The organism is Streptomyces sp. NPDC058697 (genome assembly GCF_042715345.1).
Taxonomy (GTDB): domain Bacteria; phylum Actinomycetota; class Actinomycetes; order Streptomycetales; family Streptomycetaceae; genus Streptomyces; species Streptomyces liliifuscus.
The window spans coordinates 440,781-459,053 of record NZ_JBHXSU010000003.1; the positions used below are offsets into that span (position 1 = coordinate 440,781).

Genomic DNA, 18,273 nt, shown 5'->3' on the forward strand with positions numbered 1-18,273 from the left:
CGTGGTCGGGGGTCGGAGTCGGGGCCAGGAGGCAGCAGGGGTCAGAGGTGGATCGGCAGTTCGCCGGTGACGCTGAAGCCGCCCTCGGGGCGGGGGCCGGTCCGGACGTGGCCGCCCACGGAGTGGGCACGTTCCCGCATGCCGATGAGACCGAAGCCGCCGCTCGGGGAGGGCACCACGGGAGTGTCCCCGGATCCGTCGTCGGTGACCGTGATGGTCAGCCGGTCGTGCGTGTACGTCAGTGTCACCCGCGCCGCCCGCGCGGCCGCGTGCTTGGCGACGTTGGTGAGCGCCTCCTGCACGATCCGGAACGCCGTCAGATCCACGCCCGGTGAGAGCGGCCGCCGTTCGCCCTCGGTGACGATGTCGACCGTCAGCCCGGCGGAGGCGAACGCGGTGGCCAGTTCGGTCAGCCGCCCGAGTCCGGGGGCGGGTTCCAGGGGCGCCTCGGAGTCCTCGGGCCGGCGCAACAGGCCGACGGTGGCCTTCAGTTCGCGCAGTGCGGTGGAGGTGGTACCGACCAGGTCGGCGAGGATCCGCTCCGTCTGCTCGGGGCGGCCGGCCGCGAGGTGTGCGGCGGTGCCGGCCAGGGCGTTGGCCAGCGCCAGGTGGTGGGCGACCACGTCGTGCAGTTCGCGGGCGATGCGCACGCGCTCCTCGGCGACCCGTTGCCGCGCCTCCTCCTCACGGGTGCGCTCGGCGTGCTCGGCGCGGGCCTGCACGGCCTCCAGATAGGCGCTCCGCAGCCGGGAGGCCGTGCCCCAGGCGATCGGCAGCACGACCCAGGCGGCGGGACCGATCGTCTTGAGGGCCAGCGGATGACCGTACGGGTCGAAGAGCATCGCCGTGGCCACCAGCAGGGCGGTGACGGCGAGGCAGTGGACGCGTGCGGTCCTGCGGTCGGTGCGGACGGCCAGCCAGTACAGCGCGGCCATGACCGGCGCCAGCAGCAGCGGGGTGAGCAGACAGCCGGCCGCCCCGGCGGTGTTGCCGCAGACCGCGGTCACCGCGACGACGGTACGGGGGTGGCTCCGGTGCCACAGCAGGGCGACGCAGGCGATGCCGCCCAGCAGCACGCCGAGACCGAACGACCCGTTCGTCCGGGAGTTCCCGGCCGTGGTGAAGGCGCTTCCCAGGGCGACGGCGGCGAACAGCTGCACGATCACCACCACGTCGACGACGCGGGGGTGGTCCTTGGCGTACCGCTGCCAGCTGGTGATCATCGGACTCTCCGGTGGGAAGTGAGCTGGAGCCATCGTGGGTGACGGCCCGGGCGGACGGCCGACGAGGGCCGTCCGTGGCGAGCACGGGCGGCCCTCGGGCACATACGGGACGCCCGTCAGACGGGAGCCGACTCCCGGTCGTGCGGGCCGACCACGGTGAGGGGCACGGCGGCCTTCCGGTGGAGGGCCGCGCCCTCCACGTCGATGTCGGGCAGCAGCCGGTCCAGCCAGCGGGGCATCCACCAGGCGGCCCTGCCCAGCAGGGCGAGGACCGCCGGGACGAACGCCATACGGACGACGAACGCGTCGAACAGGACCGCCACGGCCAGCCCGAAACCGATCATCTTGATCATGGATTCACCGGCTCCGACGAAGCCCGAGAACACCGCCATCATGATCAGCGCGGCGGCGACCACGACCCGGGCGCTGTACCGGAAGCCGGTGACCACGGCCTGGCCGGGCCGGTCGCCGTGCACGTACGCCTCCCGCATACGGGTCACGAGGAAGACCTGGTAGTCCATGGCGAGCCCGAAGACGATACCGACCAGGAAGATCGGCATCATGCTCATGATTGGGCCGGTCGCCTCCAGGCCGAGCAGGTCCGCGCCCCAGCCCCACTGGAAGACCGCGACGACGGAACCGAGGGCCGCGAGCACCGACAGCAGGAACCCGAGCGCCGCCTTGACCGGCACCAGGACGGACCGGAACACGAGCAGCAGGAGCAGGACCGCCAGTCCCACCACGACGATCAGGTACGGGATCAGCGCGTCCTGCATCTTCTGGGCGACGTCGATGTTCAGCGCGGTGGTCCCGGTGACCTCGAACTCCGCGCCCGTGGAGGCCTCGGTCGCGGGCCGCTCGTCCCGGATGGTGTGGACGAGGTCCTGGGTCCGCTCGCCGGTGGGCGAGTCGGCCGGAACCGCGGAGAAGACCGCGGTGTCCCCGGCCGGGTTGAACCGGGCCTGCGAGACCGACACGACTCCCTTCGTGGCGCCGATCTCCTTGGCGATCTTGTTCACGGCGGTCTTCGCGTCCGGGGCGCCCTTGGCGTCCACGACGATGGTCAGCGGCCCGTTGAAGCCGGGGCCGAAACCGTCGGCGAGCGCGTCGTAGGCACGGCGTTCGGTGGTGGACGTCGGCTTGGCCTCGTCCCCGGACGTGCCCAGCTGCAGGTCCGTCACGGGTATCGCGAGGGCCCCGAGTCCGGCGACGGAGGCCAGCAGGACGGGCACGGGCCGGCGCAGGACGAAGCGCGCCCAGCGGCTGCCGCCGTTGTTCTCGCCGCCCTCCTTGATACGTCCGCTCCGGCGGGCCCTGCGCGAGAGAACGGCGTCGGGCCAGAAACCGAGCACGGCCGGGACCAGCGTCAGCGCGATCAGCACGCCGACGACGACCGCGCCCGCGGCGGCGAGCCCCATCTTGGTCAGCATCGGGACGCCGACCACCCACAGCCCGGCCAGCGCGATGACGACGGTGAGCCCGGCGAAGACGACGGCGGATCCGGCGGTACCCGCGGCCAGCCCCGCCGCCTCCTCGGGCCCGTGCCCGTTGGCCCGCTCCTCGCGGTAGCGGGAGACGACGAACATCGCGTAGTCGATGCCCACCGCGAGGCCGAGCATCGTGGCCAGCGTCCCCGTCGACGAGGACAGCCCGAACGTACTGGCCAGCGCCATGATCGACGCCATGCTGACGCCGACGCCCAGGACGGCGGTGAGCAGTGGAAGACCGGCGGCGGCCAGCGACCCGAAGGTCATCATCAGCACGACGGCGGCGATCGAGACACCGATGATCTCCGCCGCACCGCCCGCCGAGGGCTGAGTGGCCAGCGCGGAGCCGCCCACCTCGACGGTCAGCCCCGCGTCCCGGGCCTGTTCGACGGCCTTCTCCAGGTGGTTCTTGCTCGCGTCGGTGAGGTCGTCGGCCGTCACCTTGTAGGTGACGGTGGCGTACGCGGTCGTCGCGTCCTTGCTGACCGCCTTGGCCCGGAAGGGGTTCACGGCATCGGCGACCTGCGAACCGCCGCCGGCCCGCTCGACGAACGCGTCGATGGTCGCCCGGTTGTCGGCGGCCGTGATCTTCTGCCCGCCGTCCGCGATGAAGACGACCCGCGCGTTCGCCCCGTCGGCCGTGGCCCCCGGGAAGCGCTGGTCCATCAGGTCGAACGCCTTCTGGGACTCGATACCTGGCATGGACGATCCGGCGTCGGGTGCTTCAGGGGCCTTGGCAGCGGCGAAGCCGACCGCGGCCAGCACCGCCACCCACAGGAACGTCACGAGCCAACGCCGTCGGAACGTCAGACGGCCCAGTCGACAGAGAAAAGCAGCCACGGGATGGAGGTCTCCACATCTGGTCTCGGGTACCTCACAAGGCTCCCGGCCGGCGGCGGTCACGTCGTCGTGCGGCTGCCGACACTCTCCCGTACTGAGAACGCAGTACGCCGGGGCCCGGCACGTCCTCCGAGGGCACGACGGGGTACGTCCCGGTCAGCATCCAGGCGTACGGGGGAAGGGGCCCCGCGGTCAGGAGGCGCGGGTGGTCAGGGGCGGGGCCAGGGCCGCTCGTCGAGGTTCTCGATGTCCGTGTTGAACCGCTTGAGGTACCCGGCGAAGGTGGCGACCTCCTCGGGGTCCCAGTCGGCCATCACCTTCTCCAGCCCCTGGATGGCCTCCGCGCGGTGCGTGTCGAGGCGGTGCTCGCCCTCGTCGGTGATGCGGAACTTGCGGGCCATGCCCCCGTCGGGATCCGGGATGCGCTCGACGAGACCGCCGCGCAGCATCGCGGCGGTCTGCCGGTTGAGCGTGGAGGCGTCAAGACCGAACGCGTCGCTGAGCTGCCCGATGGACATCGGGCCCTCCATACGGATGCGGCTCAGCAGGATGTACGCGCTGCGCTCCAGCCTGCCGCCGGTCCGGGCCCGGGGCGAGTTCAGATAGAGATGCCGCCCGAGCAGCATCGCCTCGAACTCGATCAAGTGCGTGGGCTTGTCCATGCGGCCGGTCCTTCCCCAGATCTCGACTCCCGCCCCGAAACCTGAGCCTGGGCCTGAGGTCAGGGCAGGAGCCATGACATCAAATATGCACCACGCACCTAATATGTACGATGCACACCCCCAGGTCCGCCGCTCAGACCTGGCCGTCGAGGGTGTCCTGGTCGTCGAAGGTCACGACGATCTTCTCGGCGGCGCCGGGGGTGAGGGCCAGCCCGAAGGCGTGCTCGACGTCGGTGAAGGGCACACGGTGGCTGATGAGCTTGGCGAAGCGCTCGTGGTGCTCGACCAGTTCCGGGGTGACCTCGAAGATCTCGGTGGGGTAGCCCTGGGAGGCGATGAGGGTGAGCTCGCTGCGGAGCATGCCGCCGAGGTCGATGGTGTCGGACTTCTTCTGGACGGCGACCATGACGAGCTTGGCGCCCCATCGGGCGTTGTCGACGGTGGCCTGGAAGACGGCGGGGGCGCCGGCCGCGTCGATGTAGATGTCGGTGCCCGGGCGGGGCTGGCCCAGGGCGTTGGCGGCCTGGCCGTGCAGATCGGTGAGCACGGCGGTCAGGTCGTCGGTGGCGGAGTTGACCACCGCGTCGGCGCCGACGGCGAGCGCGGTCTCCAGTCGTTCGGGGAGTACGTCGGCGACCACGACGTGCTGGACGCCGCGGAGCTTGAGCCAGATGGTGGCGCCCAGACCGATGGGCCCGGCACCGAAGACGACGACCTTGTCGGTGGGCCCGGCCCCGGAACGGTTGACGCAGTGCCGGGCGACGGCCATCGGCTCGTTCAGGGCGGCGACGTCGAAGGGCACGCTGTCGGGGAAGACGCTGAGGTTGATGCCCGGTTCGGCGTTCTCGATGAGCAGGTACTCGCTCATGGCGCCGTGCGCTCCACCGCAGCCGATGATGCCGGAGGGCACGCCCTGCGGGTTGACGACGACCCGGTCGCCCACCTTCAGACCGGTGACCTCGGCGCCGGTCGCCACGATCTCGCCGGCGGGCTCGTGGCCCAGGGGGAGCGGCACCATGGAACCGCCGGGACCCATGGGGGTGCCGCCGAGGTGCAGGAAGAACGTGTCGGTGCCGCAGATGCCGCAGGCGCGGATCCTGAGCAGGGCGTCCTTGGGGCCGGGGACGGGCCGTTCGACGTCGACGACCTCGATCTCGCCGACGGGACCGGTGCGGACGGACTTCATGGTGGCCATGGTGATGCTCTCTTCCTCGGTGATGCGGTGGCTCGGCGCCCCCGGACCGACTTACTTGAGTTAGTCAAGCGTATGCGGCTTACTTGAGTAAAGCAATCTGTTTTTGAATTTACTTGAGTTAGGCAAGTAGCTGCTAGAGTGGACCCCATGTCCACGCCATCACCCGCACACACCCCTGACCCTCTGTCCGGAGCCGCGTCCGCGTCCGCCTCCGTCTCCGATGAGGTGATCGAGATCGAGCGAGCCCTCAACCGCATCGTCTATCTGACGGGCCGGGTCAGGCAGCACGACCGCCTCATGGCCCTGGCCGGGGTGTCGCTGGACCGGGCCGCGGTGGCGCTGCTGCGGCAGATCTCCGACTCGGAGCCCCTGCGCCCCGGCGAGCTGGCGGCGCGGCTGGCCGTGGAGGCGTCGCACGTCACCCGGCAGGTCCAGCAGTTGGAGAAGGGCGGTTACGTGACCCGGGTCCCGGATCCGGACGACCGCCGCGCCCAGCGCATCCAGCTCACCCCCGCCGGCCAGGACGCGATCGACCGTATCCGCATCGCGAGCTGCCGGGGCATGGAGCTCGCGCTGTCCCACTGGTCGCCGGAGGAACTGCGGCAACTCTCCACGCTGTTCCACCGGATGGTCGACGACTTCCTGCACACCGAGGGCACGCTGGAGGGCGAGGACACCTCGCCGCGCCGGGCCTGACCGGGGGGTGACCGGGTCCGGTCGACGGCGTGACGCTTGAGCCCCGCACGAGGGTGTCGCCGCCCGCCTCCTACTCATGAACGAGGTGCATGCGATGGACGGGACGGATGGGGTGGACCGGGTGCACGGAGTGGACCGCGTCGGCGAGGTGGACCGGGTGCACAGAACGGAGGGTGTCGGCGTCGATGTCGGCCTCGGCGGGGTGCGCGGGAGCGGTGCGGACGTGACCGCGCCCGCCCGTGGGAACGGGCAGCATGTCCTGGTCGTCGCCCATGACCCGGCGATCTCCGAACTGCTCACGACCACACTGGAGTTGGCGGACTACCGGGTGACCGCGGCACGCACCGGCGCACAAGGGCTGGCACGGCTCGCCGAGCACCGTTTCGACCTCGTAGTCATGGACGTGTCGGTCCCGGACATCGAGGAGCTGGGTGAGGGGCGCCGCTTCCGCCCGGCCGACCGGCCTCCGGTGCTCTTCCTCGCCGAGTACGAGAAGCTGGCCCTCCTCGTCCCCGAACTCGGCCTGGGGGAGTCGGACTACGTCACCGTGCCGTTCCGGATCTCCGAAGTTCTCACCAGGGCCCACGTGTTACTCCGCGGCCGCGGTGCGGTGCGTCAAGGGCCGTGCTACGGCGACCTCGTCCTCGACGACGCCACCTGTCAGGCCCGGCGCGGCCGACGGGCCCTCGACCTCACCCCTGCGGAGTACCGGCTGCTGCGTCATCTGCTCGTCAACGCGGATCGGGTTCTCTCGAAGGAACAGATCTGCCGGCACGTCTGGGGCGAGACCCGGGCCGGCAACGCGATCGAGAAACTCGTCTCCCGCCTCCGCCACAAGGTGGACCAGGAGCAGCCTCCGCTGATCCATACGCGCCGGGGCTTCGGCTACCGGCTCGGACGCTGACCCCGACACCCCCTCCATACGCGCCCACGCCCTCCCCATGCCTCCCCGCGCTCTCAACTCCCTTGGCCCACACCCCCGTAGCCCTCTCTCACTCGGCGGCCGTGCGTCTCTCGCGTCGGCCGCTTCGTCGTGTCCGCGGGGCAGGGCCGTGGCGCGAGGTGGCGCGAAAGCGTGCCTAAGTGGCCGACCGTCTACGGGTCAGGGATGTGATCTGGGTCACGTCAGCTTTATGTCAGGCAACTGACCGGAAGCCGTCAGTCCGCTCCGCTTGCATGTGGTCCAGAGGTCTCCAACCCTTCCCCGTTCTCCGCCCCGGCGGAGCCCCCACCGAGGAGTCAGATGGCCGAGACACTGGCCGGAGCCGCGTCCGACGCGGCCGAGGCGATGCCCGAGTTCCCGATGCCGAGGGCGGCCGGCTGTCCGTTCGCCCCGCCGCCGGCCGTGGAGGAGCTGCGCGAGCAGAACCCGATCAGCAAGGTCCGGATCTGGGACGGCAGTACGCCCTGGATGATCACCGGGCACGCCCTGCAGAGGGCCCTGCTGACCGACCCCCGCGTCAGCGCCAACGACAAGAGCCCCGGCAACTTCCCGTTCGTGACGGCGTACCGGCAGCAGATCGCCGAGTACACCCCGGAGCTCATCGTCAACACGGACGCCCCCGAGCACACCCGGCTGCGCCGGATGGTCAACGGGCCGTTCCTCGTCAAGCGGATCGAGGCCATGCGGGCTCCGATCCAGAAGATCGTCGACGGTCTGATCGACGACATGCTGGCCGGGCCGAACCCTGCCGACCTCCTGACGGCGCTCGCGCTGCCCGTGCCCTCGCTGGTGATCAGCGAACTGCTCGGAGTGCCGTACGCGGACCACGAGTTCTTCCAGGAGAACAGCAGCCTCGCGCTCGACCGTGCCGCCGCGCCCGAGGACTCCCGGGCGGCGAGCACCGCGCTCTCCACCTACCTCGACGACCTGCTCGGCAAGAAGCTCACCGACCCCGGTGACGACGTGCTGTCCGAGATGGCCGGGCGGGTCGAGGCCGGCGAGATGAGCCGCAGCGAGGCCGTGCACATGGGCGTGGCGATGCTCATCGCCGGCCACGAGACCACCGCAACGATGATCAGCCTCGGCACGCTGGTCCTGCTGGAGAACCCGGAGCAACTCGCCCTGGTGCGCGACTCCGAGGACCCGAAGGTCGTCGCCGGCGCGGTGGAGGAGCTGCTGCGCTATCTGAGCATCGTCCAGGTCGGTCTGCGCCGCGTCGCCACCGAGGACATCGAGATCGGCGGCCAGGTCATCCGCGCGGGCGACGGCCTGATCGTGGATCTGCACGCCGCCAACTGGGACCCGGAGGCGTTCCCGGGCGCCGACCAGGTGGATGTCACCCGGCCCGCGCGCACGCACAACGCGTTCGGCTACGGCCCCCACCAGTGCCTGGGCCAGTCCCTCGCCCGCCTGGAGCTCCAGGTCGTCTACGGCACCCTCTACCGGCGCGTCCCCACGCTCCGTCTGGCGGCCGGGGTCGAGGAGTTGGAGTTCGACCACGACGGCACCACGTACGGCGTCGCGTCCCTGCCCGTCACCTGGTGACCGGCCCGCACCGGTGAACGCAGTGGGTGAACGTACCGAAGGAGCAAGGAAGAAGACCATGCGTGTGGAACTGGACGAACCGAAGTGTGTGGCGGCGGGTCAGTGCGTGATGGCCTCCCCGGAGGTCTTCGACCAGCGTGACGACGACGGGGTGGCGATTCTGCTGGAGGAAGAGCCCGCCGACGAACTCCTCGACGGGGTGCGCGAAGCCGTGGCGATCTGCCCGGCGGCGGCGATCCGGCTGGTCGACCAGTGAGGCGGATTCTCGTCGTGGGTGCCTCGGCGGCCGGACTCTCGGCCGTCGAGACACTGCGCCGGGAGGGGTACGACGGAACGCTCACCCTGGTCGGTGACGAGCCGCACGCGCCGTACGACCGGCCGCCGTTGTCCAAGCAGATCCTGGCGTCCGAGTGGGAGCGCGACCGGCTGACGCTGCGCTCGGCCGGCGAACTGGACGCCCTCAAGCTGGACTTGAGACTCGGCGCCGCGGCGACGGGCCTCGACCTGGACGCGCGCGCGGTGCTGCTGGCCGACGGGACGCGGGTCGCGTACGACGGACTGATCGTGGCCACCGGGGTGCGTCCGAGGCGGCTGCCCGGTGACGGGCACGCACATGTGCTGCGCACCCTGGAAGACGCGCTCGCGCTGCGGGACCGGCTGGGGGAGGGGCGGCGGCTCGTGGTGGTCGGCGCCGGGTTCCTCGGTGCCGAGGCCGCCGCCGTGGCCCGGGGTCTCGGCGCCGAGGTCACCCTCCTGGAACCGGCTCCCGTGCCACTCGGCCACGCCGTCGGCGACGAGGTCGGACGGGTGCTGTCGGCCGCCCACCTGGAGCACGGGGTGGACCTGCGCACCGGCGTCACCGTCCGCGAGGTGACCGAGGGCGGAGTGCGGCTGGCCGACGGTGAACTGGTCGAGGGCGACGAGGTGTTGGTGGCCGTCGGCTCGCTGCCGAACACCGAGTGGCTGGCGGACAGCGGCCTCACCGTGGGCGACGGCCTGGTCTGTGACGAGTTCTGCGAAGCGGTCCGCGAGTCCGCCGGGCCGGCCACCGGGGATGTGTACGCGGCCGGTGACGTCGCCCGCTGGCACAACCCGCTGTTCGGGGCGCCGATGCGTATCGAGCACCGTACGAACGCCGCCGAGCAGGGCATGGCCGCCGCGCGGAACCTCCTGCACCCGCAGGCGCGCAAGCCGTTCGCGCCGGTGCCGTACTTCTGGTCGGATCAGTACGGCATGAAGGTCCAGGCGTTCGGCTACCTGCGCGGCCACGACGAAGTCGCCGTGGTGGAGGGGGACTTGGCCGAGCGCCGGTTCCTGGTCGCCTATCGCAGGGGCGACCGCCTGACCGGGGTTCTCGCGGTCGGCATGCCACCGAAGGCGATCCGCGGCTGGCGGCAGGCCGTCGCCGTGCGCTCCACCTGGCACGACGCCGTACCGGCCACTGGCGAGTTGTAGTCCTCGCGCGCAACTGGGCGCCGGGACAGGGTAGTTCAAACGATCAGGGAGGTTGTTCATGGTCGACCGTCCGAACGAGGAGCGTCGTGACGTGGTCGTGGTCACGGGGGCGGGAGGAATGGGCGTCGCGGTAGCGCGCCGGCTGGGCAACGGGCGGAGCCTGCTCCTCGCCGACGCGTCGGCCCAGGGGCTCGACCGGGCCGTCGCCGCGCTCACCGACGAGGGCTACGCGGTGCGGGGCCTGGTGACCGACGTGTCCGACCGCGGGGCGGTGCACAAGCTCGCGGAGGCGGCGGCCGCGCAGGGCCGGGTGGCCGCCGTCGTGCACACCGCGGGAGTCTCGCCCGCGACCGGGTCGGCGAAGGCGATCGTCGACGTCAACCTGCTCGGCACCGCCCATGTCATCGATGCGTTCGAGACGGTCGCCACCCGCGGCACGGCACTGGTGGTGATCTCCAGCATGGCCGGTCATGTCGCGTCCCTGAGCCGGGAGGAGGAGGCCGCCCTCGCGACGACCGCCACCGAGGACCTCCTCGGCCTCGACGTCGTCACCGCCATCGGCGACGACGCGCAGACCGCGTACATCGTGACCAAGCGCGCCAACCACGTACGGGTGCAGGCCGCCGCGCTCGCCTGGAACCTGCGGGGCGCCCGGGTGAACAGCGTCAGCCCGGGTGTCATCGCCACCGCGATGGCCCGGGCGGAGGCCGCTTCGCCGTCCGGGGCACACATGATGCAGATGCTGGACGCGAGCGGATCGGGCCGCGTCGGGACGCCCGGGGAGATCGCCGACGCCGTGGCGTTCCTGACCGGCCCCGAGTCGTCGTACATCACCGGGACCGACCTTCTCGTCGACGGCGGCCAGGCCGCCTGGCTCCGCCTCCACTTCCGCCCGCAGTAGCGACCCGGCGGCGACCGCACCCCCTCAACAACAAGAAGGGACACGCATGACCACCCCCCACACCCCGTCCGCGGCGCCCGACTTCGACCCGGAGGAACTCGGGTTCGACCCGGAGGCCCTGCGCGCTCGCTACCGGGCCGAGCGCGATCGCCGGATCCGCCCCGACGGCAACGCCCAATACCACCGCGTCGCCGGTGAGTTCGGCTACTACGCCGACGATCCGTACGTGGAGGAACCGGAGTTCACCAGGGAGCCGCTGCACGACCGGGTGGAAGTGGTGGTCGTCGGCGGCGGGTTCGGCGGTCTGCTGGCCGGAGCGCGCCTGCGGCAGGCGGGGGTGCGGGGCATCCGGGTCATCGAGCAGGCCGGGGACTTCGGCGGGACCTGGTACTGGAACCGGTACCCGGGAATCCACTGCGACATCGAGTCGTACGTCTACATGCCGCTCCTCGAAGAGATCGGCTACGTACCTCAGTGGAAGTACGCGCCCGGCGAGGAGATCCGGCAGCACGCGCGGGCGATCGGACGCCACTTCGGCCTGTACGAGGACGCCTGCTTCCGGACCCGGGCCACCGAACTCCGCTGGGACGACACGGAGTTGGAGTGGATCGTCACCACCGATCGCGGCGACCGGATGCGGGCGCGCTTCGTGGTCGTCTCCAGCGGCACGCTCAGCCAGGCGAAACTTCCCGGCATCCCCGGCATCGAGAACTTCAAGGGCCACACCTTCCACACCAGCCGCTGGGACTACGCGTACACCGGGGGCGACGCGAACGGAAACCTGCACCGGCTCGCCGACAAGCACGTGGCCGTGATCGGCACCGGAGCGACCGCCATCCAGGTCGTCCCGCACCTCGGCCGCGACGCCGAGCGGCTGTACGTGTTCCAGCGCACGCCCTCCTCGGTCGACGTACGCGGCCAGCGCCCCACGGACCCGGGCTGGGCCGAGTCGCTGGAACCGGGCTGGCAGCGGCTGCGCAGGGAGAACTTCCTCAGGACCGTCACCGGCGCCCAGGCGGACGAGGACCTGGTGAACGACGGCTGGACCAGCAGCGCCCGGCTGCTGCAGAACCTCATCCCGACCAACAACTACGCGGACCTCCCGCCGACGGAACGCGACCGTGTGAACGAACTCGCCGACTTCCAGAAGATGAACGAGATCCGCGCCCGTGTGAACACGGTCGTCGAGGATCCCGCCACGGCCGAGGCGCTCAAGCCCTGGTACCGCTACATGTGCAAGCGGCCCACGTTCAGCGACCACTACCTGGACACGTTCAACCGGCCCAACGTGACGCTCGTCGACACGGCCGACCACGGGGGCGTCGAGCGCATCACCGAGGACGCCGTCGTGGTCGGCGGGGCCGAGTACGAGGTCGACTGCGTCATCTTCGCCACCGGATTCGAGGTGGGCGTCTCGGGCATCCTGTCCGGCCGACTCCCCGTCCACGGAAGGGACGGTGCCACGCTGCCGGGGGCCTGGATGCAGGGCAGCCCGAAGACACTCCACGGCTTCTACAGCCACGGCTTCCCGAACCTCTTCCAGCTCGGCCCGCTGCAGAACGCCAGCGCCGTGAACTACGTCCACATCCTCGACGAACAGGCCGGCCACGTCGCCGAAGTGGTCGCCGAGGCGCGGGGACGCCGGGCCCGGTACGTGGAGCCGTCCCCCGAGGCCCAGGACGCCTGGGTCACGACGATCCGTCAGAAAGCCGCGGACCTCTACAAGTTCCAGGCCGAGTGCACCCCCGGCTACTACAACAACGAGGGCATGCCCAGAAAGCGCAGCGAGTCGTACGGCGACGGCCCCGTCGAGTTCCACGAACTACTCAGGCGCTGGCGCACGGACGGCGGCATGAACGACGTCATCGTCGAATGACCGGCGGCGTCACGGAGAGGCGTGAGGACGGCCGAACCCGGGAGATCGTCCCCCGCGGGCTCAGCGGCCCGGCGCCCCTTTAGGGGCGCGGGGAACTGCGCGACCAGCCACGACGGCCCCGCACACGAAGTACTGCACCCCGGCGGAGCCTAGGCCGTGGCCGGCCCGCCCGTCGGCGGGGGGCCGGAGATGCCGCCCAGGCAGAACCGCCAGACCTCCTCGGAGGTGACCGGCTCGGAGGTGACCGGCTCGGCGTGGGCGTCGGCGGGTGCGCCATGCGCCTGCGCGGCGAAGATGACGGTCTGCAGGACGAGCGCGGCCTGCCGGCGGGGCCGCCCGGCCGCGATGACGCCCGCGTCGGCGGCCCGCTCGATGAGCTCCGCGAACACCGTGAGCAGCGGCCGATGGGCGGTCGCCACCTGGGTGGGGTGCTTCACCAGCAGTTGCAGGGCGAAGCCGCCGAACAGCGGCCGCGGCACGTCGGGACCCGGCCGCGCCCGCTCGTGGAGCATCTCCACGGCCAGGCGCAGCGCCCGGAGCGGATCGCTCTTCGACGAGGCGGCTTCCCTGATCTCGTTCGCCGACGTGGCGAGCGTGTCCTCGAACAGGGCGAGCAGCAACTCGTGCTTGCCGTCGAAGTACTGGTAGAAGCTGCGCAGCGACTGCTTCGAGCGGTTGACGACCTCCTGGACGGTGAAGTCCGTCGTGCCCTTCTCGGCGATGAGCTCGTAGGCCGAGTCCAGAAACCTCTGTACGCGTTCCTCCGCGCGCAGTTTCGCGGCCCGGGTGGATCGCTCGACGGCTCGCCGGCGCCACGCCGGTTGTTCGGGGGCAGCGGTCATTCATCGAACGTTACTCGACGGGCCTGTCCGGAGTGCGCCGGTCGAAATCCCCCTACGGCACTGTCAGTGGCATCGGCGATACTTCATCGATCCCCCTCGTTCCGCACGAGGCCCCGGAAGAGACTTCGGTGGAGAGCGGGAGGGGAGCCGATCGAGGGGGAGCACCGTGCCGCAGCCCGACCCGTCCGACACACCGTCCACGCCGCCGTGGCGGCTCCTGCTCGGGTACGTACGCCCGTATCGCTGGACGCTGCTGCTCGGGGCCGTGCTGTCACTGCTGACGGGCGCCGCCGGGCTCGCGCTCCCGCTGGTCGCCCGAACGCTCATCGACGACCTGGGACACGACCGGGCGATCACCGGCGCGCTGCTGGCCATGTCGGCTCTCGTGGTCGCCAACGCGGCGATCGGGGCGCTGGGCGGGTACGTGCTGCGGTACACCGCCGAGTCCGTCGTGCTCGGTGCGCGGCGGGGCCTGGTCTCGCATCTGCTGCGGCTGCGCATATCCGCCGTCGACCGCAGCGAGCCCGGCGATCTGATGGCCCGGATCACCTCGGACACCACGCTGCTCAGGGAGGTCACCACCGACTCGCTGGTCGGCCTCGGCACGGGCGGGCTCACCCTGGTGGCCACGCTCGCGATGATGGGGTTCGTCGATCCGGTGCTGACGGGCGTCACCCTGGGCGTGGTCCTGGCCGCGGGCACGGTGATCGGCGTGATCGTGCCGCGGATCAACCGCGCCAGCAAGCGCGCACAGGACGCCGTCGGAGCGATGGGGGCCTCGCTGGAGCGGACCCTCGGCGCGCTCAGGACCATCAAGGCGTCCGGCGCCGAGCACCGCGAGGAGCGGGCCGTGCACGCGGCGGCCGAGGAGTCGTGGCGCCAGAGCGTCCGGGCCGCCAAGTGGTCGGCGCTGGCGGGGAACACGGCCGGTCTCTCGATGCAGGTCGCCTTCATCACCGTGCTCGCCGTGGGCGGCGCACGGGTCGCGACCGGGGCCGTCGACATAGGCACCCTCGTCGCGTTCCTGCTGTACGTCTTCTACCTGATGGCGCCGATCCAGCAGGTCGTCGGAGCCGTCGCCCAGTACCAGACAGGGTCGGCCGCCCTGGCGCGGATCGAGGAGGCCAGGCTGCTGCCCGCCGAACCGGCCGCAGAGCCCTCGCCGTTGCCGCAGCCCGGCGCCGAGCCCGCCGCGATCGCCTTCGAGGGCGTCCGCTTCCGCTACGACGACGACCTGCCGTACGTGCACCACGGAGTGACCTTCGCCGTCCCGCCGCGCGGCATGACCGCCTTCGTCGGACCGTCCGGCGCCGGGAAGACCACGGTGTTCTCGCTCATCGAGCGGTTCTACGACCCGGAGGAGGGGACCATCGCGCTGGACGGCCGCGACCTCACCGACTGGGACGTCTCCGCGCTCCGGTCCGCCATCGGCTATGTCGAGCAGGACGCGCCCGTCCTCTCCGGCAGCCTCCGCGACAACCTCCTGCTCGGCAATCCCGACGCCGACGACGGCGAGGTGCTCCGCGCGCTGAAGACCACGCGCCTCGACTCCCTCGTCGACCGGCTGCCGAAGGGGCTCGACACCCTCGTCGGCCACCGCGGCACCAAGCTCTCCGGCGGTGAGCGCCAGCGCGTCGCCATCGCCCGCGCCCTGCTCAGGCGGCCCCGGCTGCTGCTGCTCGACGAGGCCACCAGCCAGCTCGACGCGGTCAACGAGGCCGCGCTGCGCGACACCGTCGCCGATGTCGCCCGCACCACCACGGTCCTGGTCGTCGCCCACCGGCTGTCCACCGTGACCATGGCCGACCGGATCGTCGTCATGGACGCGGGGCGGGTACGGGCGGTCGGCACCCATCGCGAACTCGTGGCGGGCGACCCGCTGTACGCCGAGCTTGCCGCCACGCAGTTCCTCGCGGCCACCGACGACGGCCTCAAGACGCCTGAGTCCGTCGACAGCTGAGCCCGACGGCTGAACCTGACGACCGAGCCCGGCGGCAGGCCGGGTCTGGTCTTCTTCAGGCCGGGTCTGGTCTTCTTCAGGTCGGCCGGCTGGAGGTTGCCCTCGCGGTCGTCCTTGAAACGCCATGTGCCCTCGCCGACGGACGAGTTGGCGGCACTGCCGCCCTCACTGTCGCTGTCTCCGTCGCTGCGGCTGTCGCTGCCGCACGCCGTGAGCAGACCGCCCAGGCCGAGGGCTCCCACCGCCGTGAGGACGCCGCGCCGGGAGAGCGCGCGGGCGGGTGCGGGCACAGGGGCGGCGGGGCACAGGGGCGTGTCCCCTCGCCGCGTCCGCACCGCCTGCCGCTGAGACAGGACTGAACGTCCGGAAAGGGTGCTTTCCCGCCAACTGGGCGGCCCCCATAGGGGGTTCTCGGCCATGGATCGAGGGTTTTCCCCGTATCCGCGGGACAAAGGCTCCGCCTATTGTTCGACCACAGCCGAACCACAGGTAACCCCTGACTGGAGGCTCGCGCACGGCCGGCACTCGCGCCTTCTCGATTGCACCCCCCGCCGCTTCGACGACGAAGCGAATCGAACCGCTGCTCCGCACCGCACGGCACCGCATGCACCGCATCGCACCGCCTGTTCCGCGCTGCCCGGAGCCGGCCATGAAAGGCACTCACTTGCGTACTCCTCGACCCGCGAGACGGAAGCTGATATCCGTCGCCGCGATCTCCGCGACACTGCTGGCCGGGACCGCCACGTCCCTCGCGCTGGCCGGTCCCGCCACCGCCAAGGTTCCCGCCGAGCAGGCGGCCGCCGCTGCCGTGTCCGCCCCCGCCGAGCGGCTGATCGTCGGCTACAAGTCGGGCGCCACCGAGGCCACGTCGAACAAGGCCGCCTCCGCCGACGCAGAGGCCAAGGGCAAGGAGGCCGGCGAGAGCCTGGACTTCCAGCGCCGCCTCGGCACCGGTGCCGCGCTGGTCGACCTGGGCGAGCGGCTGAGCAAGGCCGATGTCGCCGACGTCGTCGCCGAGTACCAGGCCGACCCGCAGGTCGCGTACGTCGTGCCGGACCGCCTCAACAAGCCGCAGGCCGACCCGAACGACACCGAGTACAGCAAGCAGTGGGACCTCTTCGAGACCACCGCGGGCATGCGCGTGCCCGGTGCCTGGGACACCGCGACCGGCAGCGGCGTGACCGTCGCCGTCATCGACACCGGTTACGTCACCCACTCCGACCTCGCCGCCAACATCGTCGCGGGCTACGACTTCATCTCCGACACCGCGGTCTCGGTCGACGGCAACGGGCGCGACAGCAACCCGGCCGACCCGGGCGACTGGTACGCCGCCGGCGAGTGCGAGCAGACCACGGGCAGCTCCTCCTCCTGGCACGGCACGCACGTCGCGGGCACCATCGCGGCCGTCACCAACAACAGCAAGGGCGTCGCGGGCATCGCGTACAACGCGAAGATCTCCCCGCTGCGTGTCCTCGGCAAGTGCGGCGGCTACGACTCCGACATCATCGACGCCATCACCTGGGCGTCCGGCGGCACCGTCTCCGGCGTCCCGGCCAACACCAACGTCGCCAAGGTCATCAACATGAGCCTGGGCGGTGGCGGTGCCTGCACCACGGCCACCCAGACCGCGATCAACAACGCGGTCGGCCGGGGCACCACGGTCGTCGTCGCGGCGGGCAACAGCAACGCCAACGCGGCCAACTACTCACCGGCGAGCTGCAGCAACGTGATCTCGGTCGCCGCGCTCAACCGCACGGGCGCCAAGGCCAGTTACTCCAACTTCGGCTCGGTCGTCGACATCGCGGCACCCGGTGGCCAGACCAGCACCGGCACCGCCAACGGCATCCTGTCCACGCTGAACTCCGGTACGCAGGGCCCCGGTTCGGAGTCGTACGCCTACTACCAGGGCACCAGCATGGCCGCCCCGCACATCGCGGGTCTCGCCGCGCTCGCCAAGTCGGCGAACTCCGCGCTGACCCCGGCCCAGATCGAGTCCGCGATCAAGACCAACTCGCGTGCTCTGCCCGGTACTTGCTCGGGCGGCTGTGGCGCGGGTCTCGCGGACGCGGCCAAGACGGTGCAGGCGGTGAGCGGGTCCGGAGGCTCCACGGGGGGCACCACCTTCACCAGCACCACGGCCGTCTCCATCCCGGACGCCGGCTCGGCCGTCGAGTCCTCGATCGCCGTCAGCGGCCGCACCGGCAACGCGCCCTCGGCCCTCCAGGTCGGCGTCGACATCACCCACACCTACCGCGGTGACCTGGTGATCGACCTGGTCGCCCCGGACGGTACGGCCTACCGGCTGAAGTCCTCGGGCTCGGACTCGGCCGACAACGTCAACACGACCTACACCGTGGACGCCTCCAGCGAGACCGCCAACGGCACCTGGAAGCTGCGCGTGCAGGACGTGGCCTCGGCGGACACCGGCACGATCAACAGCTGGAAGCTGACCTTCTGACCTTCCGGCCCTCCGACCGTCGAAAGACGAACCACCCCCCACAGGGTGGGGCCGAAAGGCCCCCGCAGGGGCGGCCGACGCGAGCGGGCGTCGGCCGCCCCGCCTTTCGTTCCGCGGACGTATACCTTCGTCACCGCCATTCATCCCGCAGCTGGATGGTGGAACCCGCGCGTCCGGGACAGGATGCCCG

Annotated in this window: 14 protein-coding genes; 9 read left to right on the forward strand and 5 right to left on the reverse strand. The window is 71.2% G+C overall.

Annotated elements, in window-relative coordinates; translation table 11 throughout:
- Positions 1-41 precede the first annotated feature (41 nt).
- From ACFWXQ_RS09770 to ACFWXQ_RS09785, 4 genes are all read right to left on the reverse strand, one after another.
- Positions 42-1,223, reverse strand: coding sequence for a sensor histidine kinase (locus ACFWXQ_RS09770; protein WP_383937744.1), 1,182 nt, complete (start codon positions 1,221-1,223; stop codon positions 42-44).
- Positions 1,224-1,339: 116 nt separating this feature from the next.
- On the reverse strand, positions 1,340-3,550 hold the full coding sequence (locus ACFWXQ_RS09775; protein WP_383937742.1) for an MMPL family transporter: 2,211 nt from the start codon (positions 3,548-3,550) through the stop codon (positions 1,340-1,342).
- 209 nt (positions 3,551-3,759) lie between these two features.
- Positions 3,760-4,212 carry a MarR family winged helix-turn-helix transcriptional regulator gene (locus ACFWXQ_RS09780; protein WP_200395282.1) on the reverse strand — a complete coding sequence of 151 codons (453 nt, stop codon included), beginning with the start codon at positions 4,210-4,212 and terminating at the stop codon, positions 3,760-3,762.
- Positions 4,213-4,345: 133 nt separating this feature from the next.
- Entirely contained in the window at positions 4,346-5,407 is a 1,062-nt protein-coding gene (locus ACFWXQ_RS09785) for a zinc-binding dehydrogenase (RefSeq protein WP_383937740.1), read from the reverse strand.
- 147 nt (positions 5,408-5,554) lie between these two features.
- On the opposite strand from ACFWXQ_RS09785, the gene ACFWXQ_RS09790 reads away from it, so the two are divergent.
- The 7 genes from ACFWXQ_RS09790 to ACFWXQ_RS09820 all read left to right on the forward strand — a co-directional run bounded on the left by ACFWXQ_RS09790 (position 5,555) and on the right by ACFWXQ_RS09820 (position 12,823).
- Positions 5,555-6,103, forward strand: coding sequence for a MarR family winged helix-turn-helix transcriptional regulator (locus tag ACFWXQ_RS09790; RefSeq protein WP_383937738.1), 549 nt, complete (start codon positions 5,555-5,557; stop codon positions 6,101-6,103).
- 202 nt (positions 6,104-6,305) lie between these two features.
- Positions 6,306-7,007, forward strand: coding sequence for a response regulator transcription factor (locus ACFWXQ_RS09795; RefSeq protein ID WP_383937815.1), 702 nt, complete (start codon positions 6,306-6,308; stop codon positions 7,005-7,007).
- A gap of 339 nt (positions 7,008-7,346) precedes the next feature.
- Entirely contained in the window at positions 7,347-8,591 is a 1,245-nt protein-coding gene (locus ACFWXQ_RS09800; RefSeq protein ID WP_383937736.1) for a cytochrome P450, read from the forward strand.
- 58 nt (positions 8,592-8,649) lie between these two features.
- Entirely contained in the window at positions 8,650-8,847 is a 198-nt protein-coding gene (locus ACFWXQ_RS09805; protein WP_189841334.1) for a ferredoxin, read from the forward strand.
- Entirely contained in the window at positions 8,844-10,046 is a 1,203-nt protein-coding gene (locus ACFWXQ_RS09810; protein WP_383937734.1) for an NAD(P)/FAD-dependent oxidoreductase, read from the forward strand. The genes ACFWXQ_RS09805 and ACFWXQ_RS09810 overlap by 4 nt, the downstream gene beginning before the upstream one ends.
- A 58-nt stretch (positions 10,047-10,104) precedes the next feature.
- The gene (locus ACFWXQ_RS09815; RefSeq protein WP_383937732.1) at positions 10,105-10,947 is read left to right on the forward strand and encodes an SDR family oxidoreductase; all 843 of its coding nucleotides are present in this window, start codon (positions 10,105-10,107) and stop codon (positions 10,945-10,947) included.
- A 46-nt stretch (positions 10,948-10,993) separates the two neighbouring features.
- Complete coding sequence (locus ACFWXQ_RS09820; protein WP_383937731.1) at positions 10,994-12,823, forward strand: flavin-containing monooxygenase; 1,830 nt, start codon at positions 10,994-10,996, stop codon at positions 12,821-12,823.
- 149 nt (positions 12,824-12,972) lie between these two features.
- Here the strand turns inward: ACFWXQ_RS09820 and ACFWXQ_RS09825 are convergent, their stop codons facing one another.
- Positions 12,973-13,665, reverse strand: a complete 693-nt coding sequence (locus ACFWXQ_RS09825) for a TetR/AcrR family transcriptional regulator (protein ID WP_383937729.1) — start codon at positions 13,663-13,665, stop codon at positions 12,973-12,975.
- A gap of 166 nt (positions 13,666-13,831) precedes the next feature.
- On the opposite strand from ACFWXQ_RS09825, the gene ACFWXQ_RS09830 reads away from it, so the two are divergent.
- On the forward strand, positions 13,832-15,625 hold the full coding sequence (locus ACFWXQ_RS09830) for an ABC transporter ATP-binding protein (protein WP_383937727.1): 1,794 nt from the start codon (positions 13,832-13,834) through the stop codon (positions 15,623-15,625).
- Between the two features lie 649 nt (positions 15,626-16,274).
- Complete coding sequence (locus ACFWXQ_RS09835; protein WP_383937725.1) at positions 16,275-18,083, forward strand: S8 family serine peptidase; 1,809 nt, start codon at positions 16,275-16,277, stop codon at positions 18,081-18,083.
- Positions 18,084-18,273 lie beyond the last annotated feature (190 nt).